This window comes from Yinghuangia soli (genome assembly GCF_021502675.1).
In the GTDB taxonomy this organism is placed as follows: Bacteria; Actinomycetota; Actinomycetes; order Streptomycetales; family Streptomycetaceae; genus Yinghuangia; species Yinghuangia soli.
In genome coordinates, this window is sequence record NZ_JAKFHA010000009.1 from 37,325 (window position 1) to 61,429 (window position 24,105).

Genomic DNA, 24,105 nt, shown 5'->3' on the forward strand with positions numbered 1-24,105 from the left:
CCCCCCCCCCGGGGGGGGGCCCGGGCCCCCCCCCCCCCCCCCCCCCCGCGGCGCGGCCGCCTCCGCCACCGCCTCCGGGCCCGCGCGCCGCCGCAAACGGCGCCTCCCCGTACCGCTCATCCTGCTGCTGCCGACCGCGGTCATCCTGATCCCGCTGTTCGGCTACCCGCTCTACCAGCTCGGCCTGCTCTCCTTCATGGAGTTCGGCCAAGAGCAGGCCTCCGGCGGCGTGCCCGCCCGCTTCATCGGATTCGACAACTACACGAAGCTGTTCGGCGACGAGCAGTTCCGCGACGTGCTGCTCCAGACCGTCCTGTTCGCGGCCGGCTGCGTGGTCGGCACGCTGGTCGTCGGGGCCGGTCTGGCCGTCCTGCTGACCCGGGTCGGCAAGTGGCCGCGGCTCATCCTGATGTTCGCCGCGCTCGGCGCCTGGGCCGCGCCCGCGATGACCGGCGCCACGGTGTGGATGTTCCTCTTCGACACCAACCTCGGCCTGGTCAACGAAGTGCTCGGCATGGACGGGCACAACTGGATGTACGACAAGTGGCCCGCGTTCGCGCTGGTCGGCGCGGTCGTGGTCTGGCACTCGTTCCCGTTCGTCATGATCACGCTGTACGCCGGGATCCAGGCCATCCCCGGCTCGGTCCTGGAGGCCGCGCGCCTCGACGGGGCGAGCACCTGGCAGACGTTCCGCCTGGTCATGCTCCCGATGCTGCGGCCGATCCTGACCATCGTGGTCATCCAGTCGGTCATCTGGGACTTCAAGGTCTTCACCCAGATCTACGTGATGACCCAGGGCGGCGGCATCGCGGGCCAGAACCTGACCCTCAACGTCTACGCCTACCAGCAGGCCTTCGCCGCCGACGACTACAGCCTCGGCGCCGCCATCGGCGTCGTCATGACGCTGATCCTGCTCGTGGTCACGGCCTTCTACATCCGCGCGCTGCGCCGCTCCGGGGAGGAACTTTGAGTACGGCAAGCACCCCGGCCCGGGGCCGCAGCGGCCGTCGTGGCCGCGGCGACCGCAGGGCCGGCCGCCGGATCGCCAACGCCGTGGCCATCGCCGCGGCCGTCGTCGCCGCGTTCCCGCTCTACTGGATGGTCCTGTCGGCCCTCAAGCCGGACGGCGAACTCAACTCGGCGAACCCCCGCCCGTGGACCTGGGCGCCGACCCTGGACAACTTCCGGGACGCTCTCGGGGTCAGCGGCTTCGGCCGCTACTTCCTCAACAGCCTGCTGGTCGCGAGCGTCGTCGTGGTGCTCTCCGCGGGCGTGGCGTTCCTGGCCGCGGTCGCGCTCACCCGGTTCAATTTCAAGTTCCGCACCACCATCCTGGTGATGTTCCTGGTCGCCCAGATGGTCCCGGTCGAGGCCCTGACCATCCCGCTGTTCTTCCTGGTCCGCGACATGGGCGAGGTCGCCCCGCAGGTCGGCCTCAGCACGCTCGGCTCGCTGATGCTCGTGCACCTGGCGTTCTCGCTGCCGTTCGCGATCTGGATGCTGCGCGGCTTCGTGCGCGCGGTGCCCGACTCGCTGGAGGAAGCCGCGCGGCTGGACGGCGCCAGCCGGTTCACCATCCTGTGGCGCATCCTGTTCCCGCTGGTCGCCCCGGGTCTGGCGGCGGTCAGCGTGTTCTCCTTCATCACCGCGTGGAACGACTTCGTCTTCGCCAAGACGTTCATCATCGGCAACCCGGACAACCAGACGCTGCCGTCCGCCCTGGTGGTGTTCTTCAAGCCGGACGAGAACGACTGGGGCGGCATCATGGCCGCGTCCACGCTCATGACCATCCCGGTGCTCGTCTTCTTCGTGCTCGTGCAGCGCCACCTGGTTTCCGGACTCGGCGGCGCGGTGAAGGACTGATCTCGTGACTGCTCCCGTGGCCGCCCGGGCCTCCTCCGCTTCCGACGCCGCCGACGCTGCTGACGCCGCCGACGCTGCTGACGCCGCCGAACGCCGCCTGCCGGTACCCCTGCCCGCTGTGCTGCAGTGGGGCGACGGGGCGTTCCTGCTGCTCCCGGAAACGGCATTGGACGCTCCGACCGAACTCGCGGGCGAGGCCGCATGGCTGCGGGCCGCCCTCGGACCGGCCACGGGGGCGTGGCTGCCGGACGCCTCAGGGGCGGACACCGCTGCCGGGCCGGACACCGGTGTCGGGCCGGACACCTCCACCGCGGCACCCCCGCCCGCCCCCCGCATCACCCTCCGGCTCGACTCCGCGCTCGGGGCGGAGTCGTACCGGCTCGACGCCGACCCGTCCGGGATCCGCATCGAGGGCGGCGACCCGGCCGGCGTCTTCCACGGACTCCAGACACTCCGGCAGCTCCTCCCACCCGCCGCGCTGCGCCGCGCAGACACCGGGGCCGAGCCCTGGGCGGTGCCCGCGGTCCGCATCGAGGACCGGCCCCGGCACCGTTGGCGCGGCGTACTCCTCGACGTGGTGCGGCACTTCCTGCCCAAGGCGGACGTCCTGCGGTTCGTCGACCTGATGGCCGTGCACCACCTGAACGTCCTGCACCTGCACCTCACCGACGACCAGGGCTGGCGCTTCGAGGTGCCCGGATGGCCGCGGCTCACCGAGGTGGGGGCGTGGCGTACCGAGAGCATGGTCGGCACCCGGCACACACCGCGGCACGACGGGCGGCCGCACGGCGGCTACTACACACGCGAGGACCTGCGCGAGATCGTCGCGTACGCCGCAGCCCGACACATCACTGTCGTCCCCGAGGTCGACGTCCCGGGCCACGCGCAGGCCGTCCTCGCCGCGTACCCCGAACTGGCCGCGGGGGAGCCCCCGTCCGGCGTCCGCACCGGCTGGGGCATCTCGGACGCGGTGCTGTCCGCGTCCGACGAATCCCTCGCGTTCTGCCGCGACGTCATCGCCGAGATCTGCGCGATCTTCCCGTCTCGCTACTTCTGCGTCGGCGGCGACGAAGTCCCGCGCGGCCCCTGGCGCGACGACCCCGCGTCGATCGCCCGCGCCCGCTCCCTCGGCCTCCCGGACACCGACGGCCTGCAGCGCTGGTTCACCGCACGCCTCGCCGAGATGCTCGCCGCCCACGACCGCACGCTCTTCGGCTGGGACGAGATCCTGGAGGACGGCGCCCCCGCCGGCGCCCTCATCGGCGGCTGGCGCGGCGACCACGGCGCCCGCGCAGCAGCCGAGGCCGGCCACGACGTCGTGGCCAGCCCCGACACGTCCGTCTACCTCGACTACCGCCAGGCCGAAGGCCCGGACGAGCCGCTCCCCATCGGCACCCTGATCACCGTCGAGGACATCCACGGCTTCGACCCGGTGCCCGCAGGCCTGGAGGCCGACGCCGCCGCGCACGTCCTCGGCGGCCAGGCCGCCCTCTGGGCCGAAATGCTCGACTCCGTCCGCGCCCTCGACTACGCCGCCTTCCCGCGCCTGTGCGCGTTCGCCGAGGCCCTGTGGACCGAAGGCCCGCGCGACACCGCGGCCTTCATGTCCCGCCTCGCGACCGACCACCTCCCGCGCCTCGCCGCCCTCGGCGTCGAGTACCGCCCGTTGGCCGGTCCGCACCCCTGGCAATCCCGTCCGGATGCCCCGGGCCACCCGCGGGCGCGCGCCGACCGCGAGGCCGAACTCGTGGAGATGACCGCGCGGTTGCGAGAGCCCCGGGAAGCCTGAGCACCCCTGCGACGCCGGGAACACATGAATACTGGGGAACGCGGGGAACGCCGGGACCCTCAGTAGTACTTCCGCAGCTTCGGCCACAGCGTCGACCAAGGCTCCACCGGCCCGCCGCACAAGAGCACCGCCGCGTGCTGCTCCTCGTTCGCGAGGCCGTAGCCGTTGTCGACGCGGCCGACCTGTCGGCAATCCCTGAAGTATGTGCGCTGCTCGTCGGCCTTGCTCTTCTTGACGAGCACCAGCACCGGGCCGGTCGCGTCGGCCGGCGGGCGGTTCCACGAGTAGAAGCCGACATGGCCGGAGTACGGGTACGGCAGGCCCAGACCCGGCCCGTACAGGGCGAGCGCGCTTGCCTCGCCGTAGTTGAACGCGAACAGCACAGCCTGCGGCCGTTGTTCCGGTGGGATCAGCGCCCAGCCGTCCGCCACCGTGCGGGCCAGGACCGGCCAGCCGATCTGGTCGCCCTGCTCGATGTTCACCACGTTCGGGATGTCCAGATGCTGCGGCGGCAGCAGTGGCAGAGCGAGCACCGCGTTCGCCGTGATCATCGCGGTCGCGAGTGCCAGGACGCGCTTCCCGCGCCGGCTCCGCCAGGCCCCGCACCAGGCCAGCACCGGTCCGCAGCCGGCCGCGGTCACCACGAGCAGGAGCGACAGCGCGTAGTACGCCTTGCCGCCCACGGCGAACACGACGACGCACGTCACGCCGTACGCCACCACCACCGCGCGGGCCCAGCGCACCGCCGGATCCCGCCACAGCCGTACGAAGCCCGCAATCCAAACCGGGACCAACAACGGTGACAGGAAGAGGAGTTGCTGCGGGACGAACATCGTCCGGTTCATCGCGCCGTCGGCCTCGCTGATGCCGCGCGCGACGGTCAGCTGAGGCCACCCGTGGCTTGCCTGCCACCACACGTTCGGCAGCACGATCAGCAAGGCGATCACCGACGCACCGAGCAGCCACCACGTACGCAGCACCTCGCGCGGGCCGGCCAGCAGCACGCCGAGCAGCAGCGACCCGACCAGCAGCACGATCAGGTCCTTGTTCTGCCCTGCCACCCCGACCGCGACCCCGAGCGCGGGCCACCAGCGCCGATCGCCGGTACGCAGCAGCCGCATCACGATCCAGGTGACGAGCAGCCACATCGGCACGTCGAACGTCACGGTCGTCACCATGTGCCCGATCGCGAGCACCAGCCCCGCACCTGCCGTGCACACCGCTGCGAAGGTCTGCTCCCTTGCCCCGCCTCCGAGTTCGCGCGCGATGAGGGCACCGAGCACGACGATCAGCATCCCGGCAAGCGTGGCCACCACGCGCAATCCCTGCGGCGTCTCCCCGAACAGCTCGGTGGACACCCGGGCGAGGAGGGGAGTGAGCGGCGGCTGGTCGTCGTAGCCCCAGTCGAGGTGGTGACCGGCTGCGACGAAGTACAGCTCGTCGCGGTGAAAGCCGTAGCGTCCGGACAGGGCGGTGAGGATCGCGCCGAGCGTCCCGACGACGGCAAGGACGGGACGCAGGGCGAAGGGCGGGAGCGGCGCCGGCTGATCCGACGACGAGACCCGGGCACCCGGCTCCGAGCCCGACCCCGGCTCCGCCTCCGGCTTCGGGCCCGGTCCCTCCTCCACCGCCACGACCACCGACTCGCGGACACCGCCGTCATCGCCGCCATCGCCGGAGAGATCAGCGGACGCGGCTGAACCGGCTGCCTCGGTCGTTCCTCGGCCTTCCGGTACCTCTGCGCTCGATCTCACGACTGCCCCCGTGTCGTCGGACGAACGATTCGGCGCTGTCCGGCCCGGCCAGACGATCAGCCGTGATCAGTGCCGACGCACATCCTGGCGCCCCGCTGCCCCGCAGCGTGCGCCGATTTCCGGCCAAGGTGACTGGCCGGTAGGGCGGATCGCGGCGCGCGGCGCAGCGCGAACCTCAGGCGACCGCGTAGAACCGGATCACGACCTCGGAGTCGTCGCCTCGTGCGTAGCCGACGAACACCGTGCGGGCGAGCCAGAGATGCGCCGGGGCGTCGGTACGGAAGACGGGCGACGTCCGGTAGTAGATGCCCGGCTCGGCGACCTCGAGGTCTCCGTCGTGCCGAGCCGGGCTCGCCGGGTCTTCCTCGTGGTAGTAGCCGCGGTTGGTGATGTCGATGACCGCGCCGTCGTCCGCTTCCAGCAGGTAGCGGGCGTCGAGCTGGTAGACCTCGCCGCGCTTGTCGCACCAGTCTCCGCCGCCGGGCAGGACTTTGCCGCGCAGGCGAGGACCGTCGACCGTGCCGCCGGTGATCGGCACGAACTCGGTGACTTCCCCCGCCCCGTGCCCGATGTGGCGGGCGGCGGCGAGGAGGACCCGGACCTCGAACGCGAACTCCAGCGCAGGCTGCGTCAGGGCAGCGGACATCGGTGACTCCTCGGGTGATCCGGCCAGGCCCGCGGCGGACTCACCGAGGCGACCCTGGGACGGTACGAGTCGGAGGCCTCCCGAGTCAACGCCGTTGACAGCTCCGTTCGCGCAGCTTTACTGAGCGTGGACCGCGCAGGTGGCTGGGCCGGACGAGGGGTGCGCCTGCGATCCAGGGCGTGTTTGCGGCAGGGAGCAGCGTCGGCGTGACCAAGGTCGATGAATGCATACTTCTATCCGAATTTCCCTGCCCCTTGCCCTTGTCGCCTCGACGTTCGCCGTCGGCAGCCCGTCCGCCGGGGCTGCGTCGGCGGCATCCGCGGCCTCGGCAGCGGGGATCGAGACGATCGCGCCCGGCGTGGCGTACCGCACGTTCACCTTCGACACGCCGCGCGGCGACGCCCGTATCCACGAAGTCGCGGTCGGCATGCGCGCCGGCGGTCCGCGCGTCGGACTGCTGTATCCCGGCACGGTGGCCGCCCGCGACACCGTGAGCCGCATGACGGGCCGTCAGGGGGCCGTGGCCGGCATCAACGGGGACTTCTTCCACATGGACGAGTCCCAGCACGCCGGCGTACCGGTGACCGGAGCCCCGAGCGGCCCCGCCGTCGACGGCGGCAATCCGCTGAAGGGGCCCGTGCCCCTGGCTCAGCGGTACGGGCCACGCCCACCGCAAGGTGAAGGCCCCGAGCACGTTTTCGGCGTCGATACCGGCGGCACAGCCCGACTCGACCGCCTCACCGTACGCGGCACCATCGGCACCCCGAACGGCCCGCTGGACGTGAGCGGGCTCAATCAGTACGCGCTTCCGGTCGGCTCGGTCGGCGTGTTCACCTCGCAGTGGGGCACCCCGTCCCGAGCCCGCGCGGTCTGCGGCTCGGACAGCAGCCGCGCCGCTGCGTGTGCCGCCGACGTCGCCGAGGTGACGGTGCGCGACGGCAAGGTCCAGGGAGTCGCTGCGGAACCCGGCGACGGGGCTATCCCCACCGGCACCACCGTCCTGCTCGGCCGCGACGCAGGCGCCCACGCGCTGCGCGGACTTGCGCCCGGTACGCCGGTCGACGTGGCGTACGACCTCGCCTCGGCGAGCGGGGCCCGGTACGCGTTCGCCTTGGGCGCGTACCCGCTGATCCGCGGCGGCAGCCCGGTGGCCGGCCTGGAACCGGGCGGCCCCGCACCGCGGTCCGCCGTGTGCATCAGGTCCAACGGCCACGGCCTCAAGCTGCTGGCCACGGACGGCCGCGGCGGCAAATCGCCCGGCCTGACGCTGCCCGAACTGGCCGCTGCACTCAAGCCGTTGGGCTGCACTGATGCGGCGTACCTGGACGGCGGAGGATCCGTGACCCTGGCGGCCCGTGGCAGCGACAAGGGCCGCATCGCCGTCCGCAACACCCTCGACGGCGGCAAGGAGCGCCCTGTCGCCAACGGAATCGCGGTCTTCGGCTGACCCGCGAACCGGCGAACCGGCGAACCGGCGAGCCGGCAAGCTGGGTGGGGGCGCTGTGGCTCTGACGCCCCCACCCGGCCGCCTACGACGTCAGGGCACGCTCCCGACCCCGCGCATGGACAAGCTGATCCGGCGGCGCTCGAGATCCATGTCGATGATCCGAACCCGCACCGCATCGCCGACCGAGACCACGTCCTCGGGATCCCCGATCGGCTGGGGATCCAACTCGCTTACGTGGACGAGACCTTCGATACCGGACGCCACCCTGGTGAAGGCGCCGAAGGGCACGATCTTGGTCACGATGCCGTCGAGGACCTCGCCGATTGTGTGCTCGTCGGCAAACGCCTGCCAAGGGTCTGGCCGGCGGGCCTTCAGGGACAGCGACACCCGCTGGCGGTACACGTCGATGTCCAACACTTCTACGTCGACCACCTCACCCACCGAAGCGACTTCGCAGGGATGGTCGATGTGCGTCCAGGAAAGTTCGGCGACGCTTACCAGGCCGTCCACGCCCCCGATATCGACGAAGACGCCGAAGTTGACGATCGAGGAGACGACCCCTGTACGTACCTCGCCCTTCCGCAGGGCGGCCAGCGCCGCAATGCGCCGGGATTCCGTGAATTCGCCCGTCATCTACCAGGCTCGCAGGGATTCATGCGTCCGACCCTAGGCCGCGCCCGTCGACGCGGCAACCACCGCGTCGACGTCGGCGGGCCTCCGGGGCCAGGCGTCGGCAGAAGACGGAAGGCCGCCGCCCGGCGTGAATTCGCGACGGGCGACGGCCTCCGGGTCCACCGGTCGGTGGGTCAGGTCAGGGACAGCGTCAGCGTCCCCGTGTAGGCACCCGCCGCGGCGAACTCGGGGGTGGTGAGGGTGAGTTGCGCATCGGCGGTGAACTTGCCGCCCGTGGCCTTGGTGCTGTCCGGTGCCTGGCTGCACAGCGTCGCCGCCGTGCTGCCGAGCGGACCGGCGGTGCCGGTGGCCACCGGCGACAGGCTGCCCGGGGCCGCCGCACAGGCCGGGGCCCAGGCGATGTTCCCGGCCGGGATCTTGTCGACGCCGTTGGCCGCGACGAGATCGGTCATCATGCCGGTCAGCGACCAGCCCAGGCCGCCGCCGCGCGCGTCGACGACGGTCACCTGGTTCAGCGGCGCATTCAGCTGCTGCGCGGTGCCGTTCATGGTGGCCGAGCCGAAGTCGATGCCGGCCCCGGCCTGACTCATCGTCAGCTGACCGGGGGCGAGCGTCACCGACACGCCCTGCGTCTCGGTCTGCCCGCCGGTCGTCACCGTGAACGGGATGAGGGTGGGTTCGACGTCCGCCCCGCTCTGCCGGAGGCGGATGTGGGTGACCTGGTCGCTGTCCACCGTCCAGGTGGCCACGAACGTGCCGTCCGGGCCCGCCGTGACGAGTACCGGGTCGCTCGGCGAGCCCACGCCCGTGATGATGACCCGCCGGTTGGGCAGCCATTCGGTGCCGTGGATGGTGACCACCGTGCCGACCGGGCCGCTGGCGCGGTCGACGGTCGCGTTGCGCTCGGTCGTCACCTTCGCCTTGGTCGCCAGCGCGCCGGTGGCTTCCTTGGCGCCGTCGCCCACCTTGATGAGGTGCGCGCCGTCCGCGATCCCGGTGGCGGCGAGGGTCACGGTGCCGCTCAGGTTGCCCTGCGCGTCCACCGCCAGGGTGCTCGCCGTGAACGCGGACGCCGAGCACGCCGAGCCGTCCGCGTCGCACAGCGACGCGGTGACCGCCGCGTTCGGCGTCCACTTGGTGCCCGTCACCGCGACCTGGGAGCCGAGCAGGTGCACGCCCTCGGCGGCGGCGACCGTGGGCTGCTCGCCGGTCGAGCCGCCGACGTCCACGGACGCCACGACGGCGTCGCCGCCCGAGACGATGTCGCAGGTGGTCGAGAAGGTCTGCCCGATCACCTTCGTGTACGTGACCATTTTGGCCACGGTGAACTCGACGGTCCCGTTTGCCGCCGACGCGGGGACGGTGAATGTTCCCTCGTACGGCGGGATCGGCACCGGCTTGCCCTGCTCGACGCTGATCGGCACCTCGGGACCGGTGATGGTGACGGTCCCGGTCGCCGCGCCCTTCATCGCGAGGTCGATGGTCGGCGTGGTCGGGATGTCGGCCATGGTCACGGTGCTCTTGGCAGGGGACTCCCCGAGCGTGACCTTGCCCTTGATCAGTCCGCCCGGCTCCACCGCCGTCTTGTCCAGTTCGACCGTGACGCTCTGCGGGCCGGTCGCTTCCCCCTGCCCCATCGGCAGGACGCAGTGCACGGTCGGCGCGACCGTGCCCGCGCCCGCCGACGGGGCGACCGCCGCGGCGAGGCCCGCAAACGCCAGCGCGCTTGCGGCCATTGCGGAGGTGCTCCGCCGCAGCGTGAATTTCTGCAACACCGGATCGTGCTCCTTTCCGGGGGCAAGGCATGTCGCATGCCTGCCGGTGAAGAGCGCAATCTGCACGGTCGGCGCAGTGCTTTCAAGACCATCCGGAGGGCCCTCGGCAATCGGCACGTGTCACCACGTCGGCAATTTCGATCACACCCTCTGACCTGGGCCAATACGCGCAGAACTTGTCATCTTCTCTTGACATCTACCGCTGAACAGCGCCTGATGAAAGGCTCCGCCGACCGGCCCCGGAGGCATGAGAAGGCCGCCGAGCCACCGCAATTTCGCGGCGCTCGGCGGCCTTTTCATGCCTTCGGACCGGAAGGCGCTGCAGCCGGGTGTCCCGCCGCGCGAAGTCACACGGGGGAGTGCACCGGGGTCCGGGCCATCTCGGCCAGCACCACCTCGAGTCCGGTCGGTCGCACGCCGAACGCGGCCACGGTCTCGGAGGCGTCCAGGAACAGCGGTTCGTCGCCTAGGTACCGCATCTCGGCGACCTCGGCCATGAGGTCGTCCGCGGCGGCGAGTGCCGCCAACTCCGCATCGGACATGCTCGCCACCCGCGCAGGCGGGGCGCCGGCCGCGGCGGCGAGGCGGTCGGCCAAGCCGCGCAGCGGCAGTTCGGACACCGACGGGACGTGCCACGCACGGCCCCACACCTCCGGTCGGGTGCTCGTACCGACCGCCACCAGCGTGCGGGCGACGTCCCCGGTGTACGACCAGCTGTGCGGGACGTCGGGATCCGCCGGGACGACGGCCACCTCGCCGGCCCGGATCGCGGGTGCGGCCATGAGTGTGAACAGGGACAGGGCGTCCGCCCCCAGGTAGTCGCTGGCACGCACCTCGGCCACCCGGATCCGCCCGGCGCGGTGCGCGGCGAGTGCGTCCTCCCACATCGCCGCCCGTACCCGCCCCTTCGCGGTGGTCGGGGCCATGGGCAGGTCAGGGGTGAGCGGACCGTCGAACGGGCCGTAGCCGTAGACGTTGCCGAGCATCACGTAGTCCGCGCCCGTGCGTTCGGCGGCGGTGAGCAGCGCCGCAGCCAGCGGCGGGAAGGCCGTACGCCAGTCCTGGTACGCCGGTGCCGCGCAGTTGTAGAGCGTTCGGGCACCTTCGACGAGCGCGGTGAGTGCGTCGGGGTCGGAGGCGTCCGCGGCGACGCGCTCGACGAGCGGGTGCTCCGGGCCGCCGCCGCTGCGCGTGACGATGCGTACATGCTCGCCGGCTTCGGCGAGGAGGAGGGCGGTTGCGCTGCCGGTCGCGCCGGCGCCGGTGATGACGTGGAGGGCCACGGTAGTTCTCCCGAGCAGATCGATGTCCATGTGCTCCCGCGGCAGGCGGGATCACACATCGACTCTCGTCGGGTGTACGTGCCTAAAGTAGTGGCCGGAATGCCAGATATCCCGAAGTTCGGGCCACGACCGATCAGGGGCACTGAAGTGACCGAACGTCAGGAACCGCACCGCATCGCGGTGATTGCCGTACCGCCGGTGACCTCCTTCGACCTGTCCATCCCCGAACTGGTCTTCGGCGCCACCCTCATCGAGGGCCTGCCCGGCTACGACGTCACCATCTGCACCGCCGACCCCGGCGTGGTCGCGGCCTCCGGCAGCCTGGACGTCGTCGTCTCCCGCGGCCTGGACGCGGTCGCCGCGGCGGACACGGTGATCGTGACCGGCACCGGCGCCCGGGTCGACGCCGACCCGCGCGTACTCGACGCGCTGCGGGCCGCAGCCGCCGCCGGACGCCGCATCGCGTCCATCTGCACCGGAGCGTTCGTCCTCGCCCAGGCCGGCCTCCTGGACGGGCACCGCGCGACGACCTTCTGGCTCATGTCGGGCGAGTTCGCACGCCGCTTTCCGCAGGTCGAGCTGCGGCCGGACGTGCTGTTCGTGGAGGACCGGCAGATGCTGACCTCCGCCGGGCTCTCCGCGGGCATCGACCTGTGCCTTCACATGGTCCGCAGCGACTACGGCGCCGCGGTGGCCAACAACGTCGCCCGCCTGGTCGTCGCCGCACCCGTACGCCCGGGCGGGCAGGCGCAGTTCATCGAGACCCCGCTCCCGCCCGAACGCGGCTCGGAACTGGCGGCGACCCGCGCATGGGCCCTGGAACGCCTGCACGAGCCGCTCACCCTGGCCGACCTCGCCGCCCACGGCCGCACCAGCGTGCGGACCCTCACCCGCAGATTCCAGGCCGAGACCGGCGCGAGCCCGCTTCAGTGGCTGCTCCACCAACGCATCGACCGGGCCCGCGAGATCCTCGAGACCACCGACCTCCCCCTGGAGCAGGTGGCCCGTACCAGCGGCCTCGGCACAGCCGACTCCCTCCGCCGCCACATGCTGCGCCGCATCGGTCTCCCCCCGAGCGCCTACCGCGCCGCCTTCACCCGCTCCCCGTACGGGGATTGAGAGCGTGGTCCGCTCGCCACACCGCGACCAGGCAGGACGGCGACCCGGACTGGCCGCGCTGCGCCATCGACTCCGTCAGCGTACGTACGCTCAAGAGAGGACCGGACCGAACCGGACCGAACCGGATACGACCGCCCGCGGCAAGAAGGGCCCGAGGATCCATCGGACCGTCGACCGCAACGGAACCCCGTCGTCGGTCAGGATCGGCGCGCGGCTTGAGCGAGATCTTCGCGGGGGGTGCGGCGGGTCCACCCGCACGATCCGGTGCCGGACTAATACGAACGCACGGTCGGCAACGGCACGTTCGAGTCCGGGTGGAGTTCGAGGAGGGCGGGGAAGGTGCCCACCGCGTCGAGGGCCATGGCGAGTTCGGCGGCGATTTTGGGGTCGTTCAGCGGGCCGCGCAGGTACTCCTCCAGACGGTGCATGCGATACCGGACGGTGTTCTGGTGGCAATGCAGCGCACGTGCGGCGTCGGCGGCCGAGCCGTGCGCCTCGATCCAGGCGCGGGCGGTGGCGAGGAGCGTGCCGCGGTCGGCTTCGGGCAGGGAGAGGACGCCGCCGAGGATGCGGTTCACCGCACGGCGGGTGGTCTCCAGGTTGTTCATCACCATCTCGGTCAGCGGCGTGTCGTCCAACTGCCTTATGGCGCATGCCCCTTCGGGGAGGGACTCGAGCGCGACCTGGGCGTAGCGCAGGGCCCGCGGGGTCTGGTCGAGGCGTTCGTATACCGGGCTCACGCCCACCCGCCCGGACACCGCGGCACCGAGCACGTCGAGCGCCCCGGCGGCGGACTTCCGGTTCGGACAGGACAGCACACCGAGTTCGTGCCCCGGCTGCGCACGCCAAGCTGAATCGACTTCCATCTCACGCAATTTCGCGTCCAACCCGGGCAGCGGCGTGTCGGCGACGGAGACGGTCTCGGCGCTCACCAGCAGGAAGGTTCCGGTGTACGGGAAGCCGAGCATGTGCGCCACCTCCCACACCGTGTCGCTGCTCGGCGGCGGCCCGTCGACCAGTGCGGCGACCAGCGCCGAGCGCCGCCGATCGGTTTCGAGCATCCGCTCGGCGAGCGCGTCCCGGTAGGCGGAGGTGGCGGCGACCGAGATGGTGTCCGACATCTCCCAGACGTGTTGGGCCGAGAACAGCAGCGCCTCCTCCGCCTCTCGACCGGATCGGTTCGCCTCCTGCAGGAGCTGCTCCCAGACGACGATGAACGCGAGCCGGTAGGCCCGGATCACCTCGGTCAGCGCGATGCCCTGCTTCGCCCGCAGACGGGCGGTCTCGGCCGGCCCGGTCATGTCGAACACCTCGCCTCCCGCCAGGTGTTCGAGAATCGCACAGGTGTTGACGCGCGACTTGGTGAGCACGTCGTCCGGACGCACATCGTGGTCACGGTAAGCGTCGATCTCGCGCATGATCGTCTCGGCCATCACCGTGGCGACCGATTCGACGCGGCCGAGGAGGGTTTCGGCGAGACCCGTGACCACCGGGTGCACTTTCGACCCACCGCCCTCCGCGCCATACCTGGTCATGGGTTCCGCTCTCTCGACACTCGACCCTGCCGGGGTGAGCAACTCTGGCACAGCAGTCATTTCATCGATCCCGTCCGGCCGCGCGTCACCCTCCCACAGCACCGCCCCGGGCAATATCCCACGGCACATCGCCGATCACGGCCAAGCACTCCGCCGCCGAACCGCCTCGGCTGACATGGGGTTTTGTCGCGGGCAACAACGATCCGCGGGCAAAGTCTGTCGGCGTGGACATCGTCATCGGCGCACATCCACGATCAGGATCAAGCCGACGAAATCCCCGCGTCGGAGGAAACTTTGAAAAGCCGCGCCCCCGGGTCCCAGTACGGCCGAGGCAACGATCAGACCCGCACCGGACCAGGACGGGACGGCACCCAGCGTCCGGGCGGCCGCGACCCGCAGCGCCCGCCCGGGCATCCACCCGCGGTGACCGCGGCTTAAGGCCGCGTTTTGGTCGGTGTTGCGGCGGGCCATCCGGTCCGGTCCCCTCTTTGGGCGTTCGTACGCTGACGGAGTCGATGGCGCAGCGCGACCAGTCCGGGTCGCCGGCCTCACGGAGGCGGATACGGCTGCGCGACATGTCAGCAGGCGCCTCGTCGAGGCCGCCTGCAGCCGCCTCTGGCTTCGGGAGCCGGTCCCCTTCGCCACCCACTTCTCTCTCGACTTCAGCCGCTGCACCGAGTACCCGTACACGTTCGACATCCCGGCGATCGAACCGACGCGCAGCGGGTTGTACTGCGTCGTGTGGTGTCGAGAGCCACGGTCGCCGGAATGGGCGCCTGCGGAGACTGCGGATCCTTACGAGGCGGCGGATGTGGTCGTCGCCCATCTTGCTGACGACATCGGGCCCGCCGTGCCCGGTACGGCCTACGACCTTGGCGCGCGGGTACGTCACTAGCCCGAATGGATGGCGTTTCTGCGCGTCGTCGCACATCGGTGCGAAAAGAGCGATGGGCCGATCGATAGTCGGTCTATCCGACTGACAGGCAGTCGGACGAACGCCGGGAGTCGCCTCGTGGCTGTCGTCTCCGTCCGTGTGGGGACCGCGTGCATCGTGGTCCTGGCGGTCGGTGCGGCCGTGCCGGAGACGGCGGTCGCGTCCGCCGAGCCCGGGGCCGGCGAGATGCGGGTGCATGCGACGACCACGGCCTTCGGCGACACCCGCGACCACGCGAAGGTCTGCCGGTTCTACGTGGATGCGACCGGCTTCCCTGCGGGACGCAAGGTGCCATGGGCTGTCGTCCCGCAGCCCGGCACCGCGCTGATCGCGGGGAACGTCGAGGCCGCCGGAAGCGCGCGCACCACCGCGCGCGTCGGCGGCGAATCGGGCGCGGCGCTGTCGGGGCTGGTGGCGACCGCGGCCGACGGGGCCGGGCATTCGGGTCCGCTGGTCGTGGCCAACGGCGAGTACCGGCTGACGTGGCACGGCGAAGGGAAGTCCGGACAGGCGAAGCACAAGACATTCACCGTGTCGTGCGCGGCACTCGGCAGCCCGCCCGGCGGAAGCGGCGGAGGCATGGCTCGCTCGGTGGCCATGGTCCGCGACGTATTCGGCAACCTGGTCCCGGCCGACGAATTCGGCACCGGGGCCGACAAAGACACAGCGCCCGACCCGGCGACGACCGCGACGGGGATCGCGGTCGCGCTGGGCGCGCTGTTCATCGGCATCAGACTCCTGCGGCACGGCGGCGCCAAGCGCTCCGCCGACCGCTGACATGGGCGTACGGCGGTGATTCGGGAATCCGCCGTCGCCGGCGGCGGGCGGCCGGTCTCGGGGAGACCGTGCCCAGGGGGGGCTTGGGGGGGGGGGGGGGTCGCCGGGGGCGGGGGGGGGGGGGGCGGGGGGGGGGGCCCCCCGCCCCCCCCGCGGCGGTATCGGCATGCGGAGGAGGCGAACGTGCCGGCGCGCCCGGCAGGTTCGGCGGTCTTGGCGCCCTCGGTGCTCTTGGCGCGTCTGGCGCCTGCGGTGCGTACGGATTCGAGAAAGGGCGGACGGCGTGGCCGACAGCGGACGTAGGGCTCCGGCGCGCAAGGCCGCCCCGCCCGAATCCCGGGGCGTACGGCGCCGGGAAGCCGACGCGGAGGCGCGGTCGCCGGGATCGCGCGAGCGGCGCCGAGAGGAACCGCCCCGCTCCACGAGTCCGACGCGATCGGCACGTCCGGCAGGGTCTGCACGTTCGGTAGGTCCGGCGCGTACGGACGGCGCCGAGTCCGGGCGGCGGGCGTCTTCGTCATCGGAGAGGGCGCGATCCAAGGCCCCTGCGTCGCCCTCGTCGTCCAGACGGTCTGCCGAGGGCAGAAGACCGGATCCCGAGCGGCGTTCGCGTCCCCCATCGGCAGCGAAGCCCGCCCCGCGACGCAGCGCCGCGAAGCAGGGACCCAACACGGCCACCCGGATGCGACTGGAAGGCACCCGTGCGCGCGGCTCCGCATCGGAGCGCCGACGCCCCAGCGTCCGCCCGGTCGAATCGTCCAAGTCGCGGCATACCGCGCGCGTCAAGATCGACCCCCGCCGCGCCGGATCGCCGGACGCGGGCCGGGCCCGGACCGCGGTACGCAAGCGCACCACCGGAGGCCCGCCGGCACGTCCGCGTCCGAGACCCCGTCCCTCTGCCCGTACGAATCCCGCGGGCGCGCAGCCCAGGCAACTGACGAGACGCGGCCGCCTGTTCACCGTCTTCGCGGTGCTCACCACCATCCTCACCGGGATCGCGATCATGCAGGAAGGGCTCGACTCCTCCTCACGCGACGCCGGCCGCCCCGCAGCCGCGACGAGCCCGGCCCCGTCCGCCAACTCGTCGCCTGCACCGACAGCGCAGGCCCCGGTCGCACCGGGACCGCCGGCAAAGTCGGCCGCCCCGGCACCCGCGCCACCAGCTTCACCAGCGGCGCCCGCTGCCGCCCCGGCCGCAGCCGCCGCGCCCGCAGCCGCCCCCGCCGGTGCAGTCGCCGTCCCGGTCGCCGCCCCCATCCCGTCCCCGACGGTCACCGCGCCGCCCCCGATGCCCCCGTCGCCGCCCCTCCTCATCGAGATCGCATCCATCGGCGTGCAGGCGAAGCTCGTACGCGTCGGCCTCACCGACAAGGGCTGGATCGACGCCCCGACCGACAAAGAGCGCAACCTGGCGGCCTGGTACGACGGTTCGTCCACGCCCGGCGCCGAGGGCACCTCGGTGATCGTCGGCCACGTCGACGTCCCGACCGGCCCGGCCGTCTTCTACGACCTGGCCACGGTCCGCAAGGGCGCCGTCATCCGCGTCCCACGTGAAGACGGCAGCACCGCGGTATTCACCGTCTACGCCGTCCAGGTCTTCGGCAAGAAGGACTTCCCTGCGGAACGCGTATACGGCGGGACCGGCGTCCCCGAACTGAGAATCGTGACCGTCGGCGGCTCGTACGACAAACAAAACGGCTACACCGGCAACCTCGTCACCTTCGCCCGCCTCAGCGCCGTCGAATAGCCGGGCCGCGTCAGCCGGATCAAGTCACCGCGGCACGGGTGTGCAGCCCGATGCAGGCGCCATGCGGCACCGAGTGGGCGGGGGCGAAGCGAAGTCGCGGGTATGGGAAAGGGGCGGCGCACCCTCGGTGGCGCCGCCCCTTTCGGATTCTGGTGGGGAAGTGGCCTGCTAGAGCTGGCCGTCGGCCTCCAGGAGGGCCGAGCGGCGGCGGGTGCGGTACCAGAGGGCGCCGCTGCCGGCCATCAGGGCGGCGCCGAGGGAGCCGACCAGGCGCGGGTCGCTGAGGGCGCCGGTCTTTGCGGGGCCGCCGCCACCGCCGTGCGATCCGCCGGAGCTTCCGTCAGTGGAGCCGCCCGAGTCTCCGCCTGAGCCGCCCGTGTCACCGCCGGGTGCGGTGGTGGTCGGGGACGCCGTGGTCGGGCCGGTGGTCGGCGGGTCCGTCGTGGGTGGCGGTGTGGTGGGGGGAGGCGTGGTGGGTGGGGGAGTGGTCGGAGGCGGGGTCGTGGGCGGGGTCGTCGGGGTGCCGGTGACGATGATCGGCTGGCTGGCCGCCGCCTGTGACGTCTTGCCCTTCACGTAGACCGTGTGCGGGCCCGCGGTCAGGGTCGAGGGCAGGGCCGCGGACTGTGTGGCGCTGCCGTCTGCCCCTGCAGTAAGCGTCTTCCAGGGTTTGGGAGTTCCGTCCGTGCCGGCGATCGTCAGGTCGATCTCCTCCTGGGCCTGGAAGCCGGTGAGCGTGACGGCGATCGGGTCACCCGGCTTCGCGCTGAGCGGGTCGAGGGCGACTGCGAAGTTCGCGGCCACGATGGTGGCCGTGGTCTGGACGGACGCCGCCGACTGGGCTCCCGTCACCACGATCCGGTACCGGCCGGTGGTCCAGGCAGCGGGTGGGGTGGCCGTGCCGATGATCTGGCCGCCGGAGTTGGTGGTCAGCGTGCCGAATACGACTGGTGGGGCGGTCGCGTCGGCCTCTGGGCGGGCAGCGACCGTGATCTGCTCGCCGGGCTTGAACCCTGTTACGTCGATCGTGGCTTCGGCGCCCGCCTTGATCTGCACCAGGTCGGCGCGGAATGCCGGGTGGTACACCGGCGGTTGGGTGATCTCCTCGGCCGTCCATGTCGTCCCGTTGATGCGCAGGTTGACGGCGGCCAGCGGCTGCGTCGCGCCCGCCGCGTCCAGGCATTGCACGCGCAGCTGCCAGACCGTCCCGGACGCCGGGTATACGCCCACGTAGTCGAAGAAGGGGATCTCCCCGTACGCCTCGCCCGGGTTCGGGATCCGGTCGGCGGGCAGCGGGTCGTCAGCGATGAGTGTGGGCAGCCCCTCGGGGCTCACCACCTCGTATCTCGCCGCTGCTGCATGCGATTCCGGGCACGGCGTATCGGAGCGCCACTTCGCACCCGTGCCCTCGACCGCGGGAGGACCGAGCTGCGGGATCGACCCGGTGGTCGGCTCCAGGATCAACTTCGGTGCGGGCGGCTCGGGTTCGGCGTGCGCGGAGAGCGCCGGGGTGACCGCGGCCACCACGAGCACCGCCCCGGCGGCACCCAAGGCCCGGGTGGGCCAAGAGGATCTGGTCGGCAAGGCGGTCACCACCAGATCCGCGTGGTGTCGACGGTGACCGCGGTCTCGCCGGTCGCCTGCGACTGCGCACCGGTCAGGACCAGCGTGTACGAGCCGTCCGCGACCGCCGCCGGGATCTGCAGCAGCGCGGCGCCGCGGCCGGCCGAGTCGGTGCCCTGCGGCTGCACGGTGACCGGCGTCGTGGTGCCGTCCGCCGCCCGCAGGACGCCGGAGACCTGCTCACCGCCCGCGAAGCCGGTGTACGCGACCAGCGCGATGCGCAACTGGCCGACCTTGGCGGGCAGCGCGTACACGACCGGCTTGAGGGTGCTCCACACGCCGTTGTTCACCTTGACGTCGGCACCGGCCAGTGTGGTGACGTTCAGCGCCTCGTCGAGGCACTGCGCGCTCAGCCGGTACGTCTCGCCGGGCACCGGGACACTGTCCGCGTCGAACACCGGCTGGGCGCCGAACTGCGCGCTGTCCGGAATCCGGTCGGCGGGCAGCGGCGTGCCCAGGAAGTCGCTGCCGAAGACCGTGAAGACGTCCGGGCCGCTGACCGTGAAGCGGAACGCGGTGGCCCCGGCCGGGCACGGCACGTTGGCCTTCGCGATCGCCGTACCGCCGTTCACCGCAACGAAGTTCGGGGTGACCAGGACGGCCGGGGCAGGCGCCGGGGTGGTCCGCGGCGCGGGGCGCTTCGCGGCCTCGGCCGACGGTGCGGAGACGGCTGCGGCGAGGGCGAGCGGCAGCACGGCGGCGGCCAGGACACGGGGACGGGTGAACCTCATGGGACGGGTTTCCTCTCGGGGTGGAAGGCCGGGCTGCCGCGTACGGGCAGGCCGGAGAACCGAATACGGGCAGGCCGAGATGGCGCGCGCTGCCGTGCGCGGTCGGTGGGACTGGTCGAGATGCAGTGGGACTGGTCGAGATGCCGGCGGGACTCTGTGGGTGTTCCGTTGGCCGCCAGCCGCCCGTGGTCGTCGGACGCTGCCCCAGGCGGTCAGGCGGTCAACCGGCCAGGCGGTCAGCCGGCCAGCAGGGCGGTCGTCAGCGGTCCGAGGCGACCCCCACCGCACCGCGCCGCCTGTCGAGGTACGCGTAGAACGCCGGTCCACCGCCCACCGCCAGTGCCAGACACCCGATGGCCAGCGCGTAGAACCAGATGGCCGGGACCGCCGGCGGGTCGTTCAGGTCGATCGCGCCCGCGCTCTGCGCGACCGGCCCGGACGTGTTGCCCGAGCCGCCGGAGCCGCCCGAGCCGCCCGCGGAGTCGCCGGTGCCGTCCGCCACGCCGTCGCCGTCCGCATCGCCTGCCGGGCCCTCGCCGGCCGGGTCGCCGCCCGAAGCGCCCCCGGCCGCATCCCCGCCCGTCGCGGCGCCTGCCGTGGACGCCCCCGTGGCGCCGCCCGCCGAGGCGCCCCCGGAACCGCTCGAAGCCCCGGCCGCGGACCCGCCGCCCGACGTCCGCGACCCGCCCGTGCCGCCGCCGGCCGCGGCACCGCCGCCCGACGAGCCCCCGCCTGTGCCCGACCGGTCGATCGGCCGGATGAAGCCCGGCTGGAACGTCGGGTTCGGGCAGGCTTCGTACTCGGCCTGCGTGATGTTGTTCAGGTCGCGCGGCAGCGCACCCGGGTCCGGTGCGCCCGGGATGCGCTTGACCGCGTCGTACCCGAACCGGACGAGCTGCGGCGGCAGCGGCGAGTAGCCCAGCGTGGCGACCTGCTTCTGCCCGTCGCACAGGAAGTACCGGATGAACCGGCCCAGCGTCTCGCCGCGACCGGCCGTGAACCGCGAACCGGACGCGATGTTGGTCGGCACGATCATGTAGCTGTAGCTCGACACCGGATAGGCCCGCGGGTCCGGCATCGTGTAGACCCCGTCGAGTTTCTGCGTCGAGTCGTCCGCGAGCTCGACCCGGGTCAGTGCGATCGCCACCGCGTCCGCAGTCGGCTGCACGTACGCGCCGGAGAAGTTGCGCACCGACGCCACCGGGAAGTTGCGCTGCTTGGCGTACGCGTACTCCACGTACGTGATGGACCCGTCGCCGTACCCGGCCGCCACCCAGTTCGCCACGCCGTCCGACCCCGGCTGCGCCTTCGCGCCCTCCGGCACCGGGAAGTCCGACGTCATGCCCTTCGTCCAGATGTCCGACGTCTGCTTCGACATGAACAGGCTGAACTGCGCGCTGGTGCCCGACCCGTCGGACCGCACCACCGGTGTCACCGGAGTCGCGGGCAGGTTCGGGATCGACGGGTTGTCGGCCTTGATGTCCGCGTGGTTCCACACCTTGATCTGCCCGGTGAAGATCTTCGCGATGGTGCGCGGCGACAACTGCAGGTTCCGCACCAGCTGCCCGCGGATCTTCAGGTGGTACATGAACGACGTGCCGCCCGCCACGATCGGCAGGTACGCATAGTTGATGCCCGCGACCCGGGCCTGCTCCAGCTCGTTGTAGACGGTCCCGTCCACGCCGCGGTACGGCGGCTGGAACGGGATCTCCGACACCGCGAAATCCGTGGTCTTCGAGAGGAATTGGGTACGCCCGAGAGTCGACCCGCCGCCCCCGTAGTTCACCTTGATACCGCGCCCCGCGACATCCCGGGTCCACTGGTCCACGGCGACCTGGCTCCAGGTCGACCCGGAGCCGTACACCGGCTCCATCGCCGCATTCGCGGGCGGCGCGGACGCGACCGTCATCACCACGCCCAGCCCCAACGCGGCACCGAGCCGCAGGAAGCGGGCGATCGGCGACGTACGCGCACGCTCCGCGCCCCGCGCCGTACGGCCGTCCGCACGCGGGTTCACGAGCGGGTTCACGAGCGGGTCCATGAACGGGTTCATGACGAGACCGCCTCTCGGGAGATCCGGCGCTTCTGGCGGCGGCTCAGCTCGCCCGGCGCTCGGCCGGCCAGCAGCCGGGTGACCACGAACAACGCCAGCACGATGGCCACCAGCGCGACCGCACCCCCGAAGGCGAGCGAATTGAGCCGGTCGCTGGGCGACTTGACGTTGCGCCAGATGAAGAACACGAGCGATTCCTGCTCGCCGTCGAACGGGTTCCAGTTCATGCGCGCGTTGCCGCCCGCCACCAGCAGCACCGGCGACGTCTCGCCCACCGCGCGGGCCGTCCCCAGGATCACCGCGGTGGCCAGGCCGCTGCGCGCGGTCGGCAGCACCACATGCCACAGCGTTCGCAACTCGCCCGCGCCCAGCGCCAGCGACGCCTCGCGCAGCCCGCCCGGGACCAGCCGCAGCACCACCTCGGTGGTGCGCGTCACGATGGGCAGCATCATGATCCCGAGCGCCAGCGACGCGGCGAACCCGCTGCGGCCCTGGCCCAGGCCGATGATGAGCATCGCGTACACGAACAGGCCCGCCACGATGGACGGCAGCGCACTCATCGCCTCGACCACGATCCGCACCACATGGGCCAGGCGCCCGCGCACCTCGTTCAGGTAGACGGCGGTGGCGATGCCGAGCGGCACCGACATGGCCGCGGCCAGCAGCACCTGCTCCAGGGTGCCGACGATCGCGTGCGCCGCGCCGACGGCGACGTCCGGGCCGCTGAGCGCGCCGAAGAACTCCTGCGTCTCGGTGAAGAACGCGAAGTCCAGCGAGCCCGAGCCGCGCACGAAGATGTAGACCACGACGGTCCCGACCGTGGCAAGCAGCGCGGCGATGCCGGTCCCGACCACCGCACCCGCCAGCCGGTCCCGGGCCTGCACGGCATCGGTACGCAGTCTGCTCGCGACCCCGTACATCAGCAGGAACGCGGCGTACGCGGTGAGCAGGAAGCCCTGCCATCCCGCCACCGGCAGCACCCGGCCGTACAGGATCCACGCCAGGCACGCCCCGGAGACCGCGGCCGCGGCGGCCACGCCGACCTCCTCGCGCGGCACCCGGTGCAGCAGCACCCGGCGTTCCGGGGGAGGGGCCGGCGCCTCGGCCGGCGGTGCGGCCGCGCCGGGAGCCGGGCCGCCGGGCGGCGGCGCGGCGTCGGGCAGGGTGACGGTGCTCATGTCCGCGGTCTTCTGCTTTCTTCCGAGAGTCGTCCGTGGGTCGTCCGTGGTCGTCCGTGGTCGTCCGAGGGGAGCCCGGCGGGCGTCCGAGAGGTGCCGCAGGATCGCCGTCCGAGGATCAGATGTCAGTACCGCTGCCGCTCCGCGACTTCGCGATGACCCACCCGGCCACCACGTTGACCAGCAGCGTCATCGTGAAGAGCGTCAGTCCCGCGGCCATCAGCGCGGACAGCGCGAACTCGTCGGCCTCGCCGAACTTGAGGATGATCAGCGTCGAGATCGTGGACCCGGTGCCCTCCAGGACCCGGATCGTGAAACCGGTGTCGAAGGACAGCACGATCGCCACCGCGATCGTCTCGCCGAGTGCGCGGCCGAGGCCGAGCATCACGCCGCCGATGATGCCGCCGCGTCCGAACGGCAGCACCACCGACCGGATCACGCCCCAGCGCGTCGCGCCGAGCGCGAGCGCGCCCTCTTTCTCGCCGGCCGGGGCCTGCGAGAAGACCTCGCGCATCACCGCGCAGCAGATCGGGATCACCATGCACGCGACGACCACGCCCGCGATGAACAGCGACGAGGCGAACTGCCCGTCCGCGAACCGCGTCGAGCCCTCCAGCTTGTGCACCTCGAAGACCGGCAGGAACCCGGCGTTCTCGGCCAGCCGGCGGCTCACCGGGATCAGCTGCGGCTGCAGCAGGAAGAACCCGAACAGGCCGTACACGATGCTCGGCACCGCGGCCATCAGGTCGACCAGCGAGGTCAGCGTGCGGCGCAGCTTCGCCGGGGCGTACTCGGTGATGTACAGCGCTCCGGTCAGCGCGATCGGCACCGCGACCGCGAGCGCGATCAGCGCCACCAGCACGGTGCCGGACAGCAGCCCGCGGACCCCGATGACGCCCTCGCGCGGCGCCCAGCGGTCCTCGGTCAGGAAGTCCCAGCCGACCGCGTCGATCGCGTTGTAGCCGCGGCGCAGCAGGTACAGGCCGATCGCGCCGAGCAGTGCGAGGACTGTGCACGCGGCCAGCCGCGTGGTCCACCGGTACGCCTGGTCCGCCCGGCTGCGGCGCACCACGACGCGCCGCGGCACATCGGCCGGGACGTCGAGAGCCGGAGCGTCCAAAGGTGCGGTGGACATGGGGAGTTCCTTCACAGAGCCGGGCCGCGCAGGCGGCGGAGCGAACCGGTGCGGAGGTGCGCATCGAGACAGCACGAGACAAG

17 protein-coding genes and 2 pseudogenes are annotated in these 24,105 nt (G+C 72.0%); 8 read left to right on the top strand and 11 right to left on the bottom strand.

Annotation, left to right across the window (positions count from 1 at the left end; translation table 11 throughout):
* Positions 1-28: 28 nt before the first annotated feature.
* From LZ495_RS17315 to LZ495_RS17325, 3 genes and pseudogenes are all read left to right on the top strand, one after another.
* A pseudogene (locus tag LZ495_RS17315) lies at positions 29-970 on the top strand (carbohydrate ABC transporter permease); the annotation flags it as partial.
* Positions 967-1,863 carry a carbohydrate ABC transporter permease gene (locus LZ495_RS17320; protein ID WP_235053137.1) on the top strand — a complete coding sequence of 299 codons (897 nt, stop codon included), beginning with the start codon at positions 967-969 and terminating at the stop codon, positions 1,861-1,863. The pseudogene LZ495_RS17315 and the gene LZ495_RS17320, both read left to right, overlap by 4 nt.
* A gap of 97 nt (positions 1,864-1,960) precedes the next feature.
* Entirely contained in the window at positions 1,961-3,652 is a 1,692-nt protein-coding gene (locus LZ495_RS17325) for a beta-N-acetylhexosaminidase (RefSeq protein WP_372498589.1), read from the top strand.
* A gap of 59 nt (positions 3,653-3,711) precedes the next feature.
* On the opposite strand, the gene LZ495_RS17330 is transcribed toward LZ495_RS17325, so the two are convergent.
* Together LZ495_RS17330 and LZ495_RS17335 are read right to left on the bottom strand one after the other, a co-directional pair.
* Positions 3,712-5,406: a glycosyltransferase family 39 protein gene (locus LZ495_RS17330; RefSeq protein ID WP_235053139.1), complete on the bottom strand. Its 1,695-nt coding sequence runs from the start codon at positions 5,404-5,406 to the stop codon at positions 3,712-3,714.
* A 175-nt stretch (positions 5,407-5,581) separates the two neighbouring features.
* Positions 5,582-6,052 (bottom strand): DUF3237 domain-containing protein, encoded by a 471-nt coding sequence (locus tag LZ495_RS17335; RefSeq protein WP_235053140.1) that lies wholly within the window; start codon positions 6,050-6,052, stop codon positions 5,582-5,584.
* A 223-nt stretch (positions 6,053-6,275) separates the two neighbouring features.
* Here LZ495_RS17335 and LZ495_RS17340 point away from each other — a divergent pair, with 223 nt between their 5' ends.
* Positions 6,276-7,499, top strand: a complete 1,224-nt coding sequence (locus tag LZ495_RS17340; RefSeq protein WP_235053141.1) for a phosphodiester glycosidase family protein — start codon at positions 6,276-6,278, stop codon at positions 7,497-7,499.
* A gap of 111 nt (positions 7,500-7,610) precedes the next feature.
* Here the strand turns inward: LZ495_RS17340 and LZ495_RS17345 are convergent.
* The 3 genes and pseudogenes from LZ495_RS17345 to LZ495_RS17355 form a co-directional block, all read right to left on the bottom strand.
* Positions 7,611-8,123 (bottom strand): annotated as a pseudogene (locus LZ495_RS17345) (S1 RNA-binding domain-containing protein); the annotation flags it as partial.
* Positions 8,124-8,305: 182 nt separating this feature from the next.
* Positions 8,306-9,907, bottom strand: a complete 1,602-nt coding sequence (locus tag LZ495_RS17350) for a hypothetical protein (protein ID WP_235053142.1) — start codon at positions 9,905-9,907, stop codon at positions 8,306-8,308.
* A gap of 347 nt (positions 9,908-10,254) precedes the next feature.
* A complete protein-coding gene (locus tag LZ495_RS17355; protein WP_235053143.1) occupies positions 10,255-11,220 on the bottom strand; it encodes an NAD-dependent epimerase/dehydratase family protein in 966 nt (321 codons plus the stop codon).
* 117 nt (positions 11,221-11,337) lie between these two features.
* Between LZ495_RS17355 and LZ495_RS17360 the strand changes: the two genes are divergently transcribed.
* Positions 11,338-12,309 (top strand): GlxA family transcriptional regulator, encoded by a 972-nt coding sequence (locus tag LZ495_RS17360; RefSeq protein ID WP_235053144.1) that lies wholly within the window; start codon positions 11,338-11,340, stop codon positions 12,307-12,309.
* 272 nt (positions 12,310-12,581) lie between these two features.
* On the opposite strand, the gene LZ495_RS17365 is transcribed toward LZ495_RS17360, so the two are convergent.
* A complete protein-coding gene (locus LZ495_RS17365; protein ID WP_235053145.1) occupies positions 12,582-13,844 on the bottom strand; it encodes a PucR family transcriptional regulator in 1,263 nt (420 codons plus the stop codon).
* 454 nt (positions 13,845-14,298) lie between these two features.
* Here LZ495_RS17365 and LZ495_RS45290 point away from each other — a divergent pair, with 454 nt between their 5' ends.
* The 3 genes from LZ495_RS45290 (at position 14,299) to LZ495_RS44890 (ending at position 17,302) form a co-directional block, all read left to right on the top strand.
* Positions 14,299-14,739 carry a DUF6193 family natural product biosynthesis protein gene (locus LZ495_RS45290; RefSeq protein ID WP_372498584.1) on the top strand — a complete coding sequence of 147 codons (441 nt, stop codon included), beginning with the start codon at positions 14,299-14,301 and terminating at the stop codon, positions 14,737-14,739.
* Positions 14,740-14,856: 117 nt separating this feature from the next.
* Positions 14,857-15,555: a hypothetical protein gene (locus LZ495_RS17370; RefSeq protein WP_235053146.1), complete on the top strand. Its 699-nt coding sequence runs from the start codon at positions 14,857-14,859 to the stop codon at positions 15,553-15,555.
* Positions 15,556-16,525: 970 nt separating this feature from the next.
* A complete protein-coding gene (locus LZ495_RS44890) occupies positions 16,526-17,302 on the top strand; it encodes a class F sortase (protein ID WP_235053147.1) in 777 nt (258 codons plus the stop codon).
* Positions 17,303-17,470: 168 nt separating this feature from the next.
* On the opposite strand, the gene LZ495_RS17380 is transcribed toward LZ495_RS44890, so the two are convergent.
* From LZ495_RS17380 to pstC, 5 genes are all read right to left on the bottom strand, one after another.
* A complete protein-coding gene (locus LZ495_RS17380) occupies positions 17,471-18,895 on the bottom strand; it encodes a hypothetical protein (protein ID WP_235053148.1) in 1,425 nt (474 codons plus the stop codon).
* Entirely contained in the window at positions 18,892-19,656 is a 765-nt protein-coding gene (locus LZ495_RS17385; RefSeq protein WP_235053149.1) for a hypothetical protein, read from the bottom strand. The genes LZ495_RS17380 and LZ495_RS17385 overlap by 4 nt, the downstream gene beginning before the upstream one ends.
* 259 nt (positions 19,657-19,915) lie before the next feature.
* Positions 19,916-21,709, bottom strand: a complete 1,794-nt coding sequence (locus LZ495_RS17390; protein ID WP_235053150.1) for a phosphate ABC transporter substrate-binding protein PstS — start codon at positions 21,707-21,709, stop codon at positions 19,916-19,918.
* Positions 21,706-22,887, bottom strand: a complete 1,182-nt coding sequence (gene pstA / locus LZ495_RS17395) for a phosphate ABC transporter permease PstA (RefSeq protein WP_235053151.1) — start codon at positions 22,885-22,887, stop codon at positions 21,706-21,708. Before pstA ends, LZ495_RS17390 begins: the two co-directional genes overlap by 4 nt.
* A gap of 118 nt (positions 22,888-23,005) precedes the next feature.
* Positions 23,006-24,022: a phosphate ABC transporter permease subunit PstC gene (gene pstC, locus LZ495_RS17400; RefSeq protein WP_235053152.1), complete on the bottom strand. Its 1,017-nt coding sequence runs from the start codon at positions 24,020-24,022 to the stop codon at positions 23,006-23,008.
* Positions 24,023-24,105 lie beyond the last annotated feature (83 nt).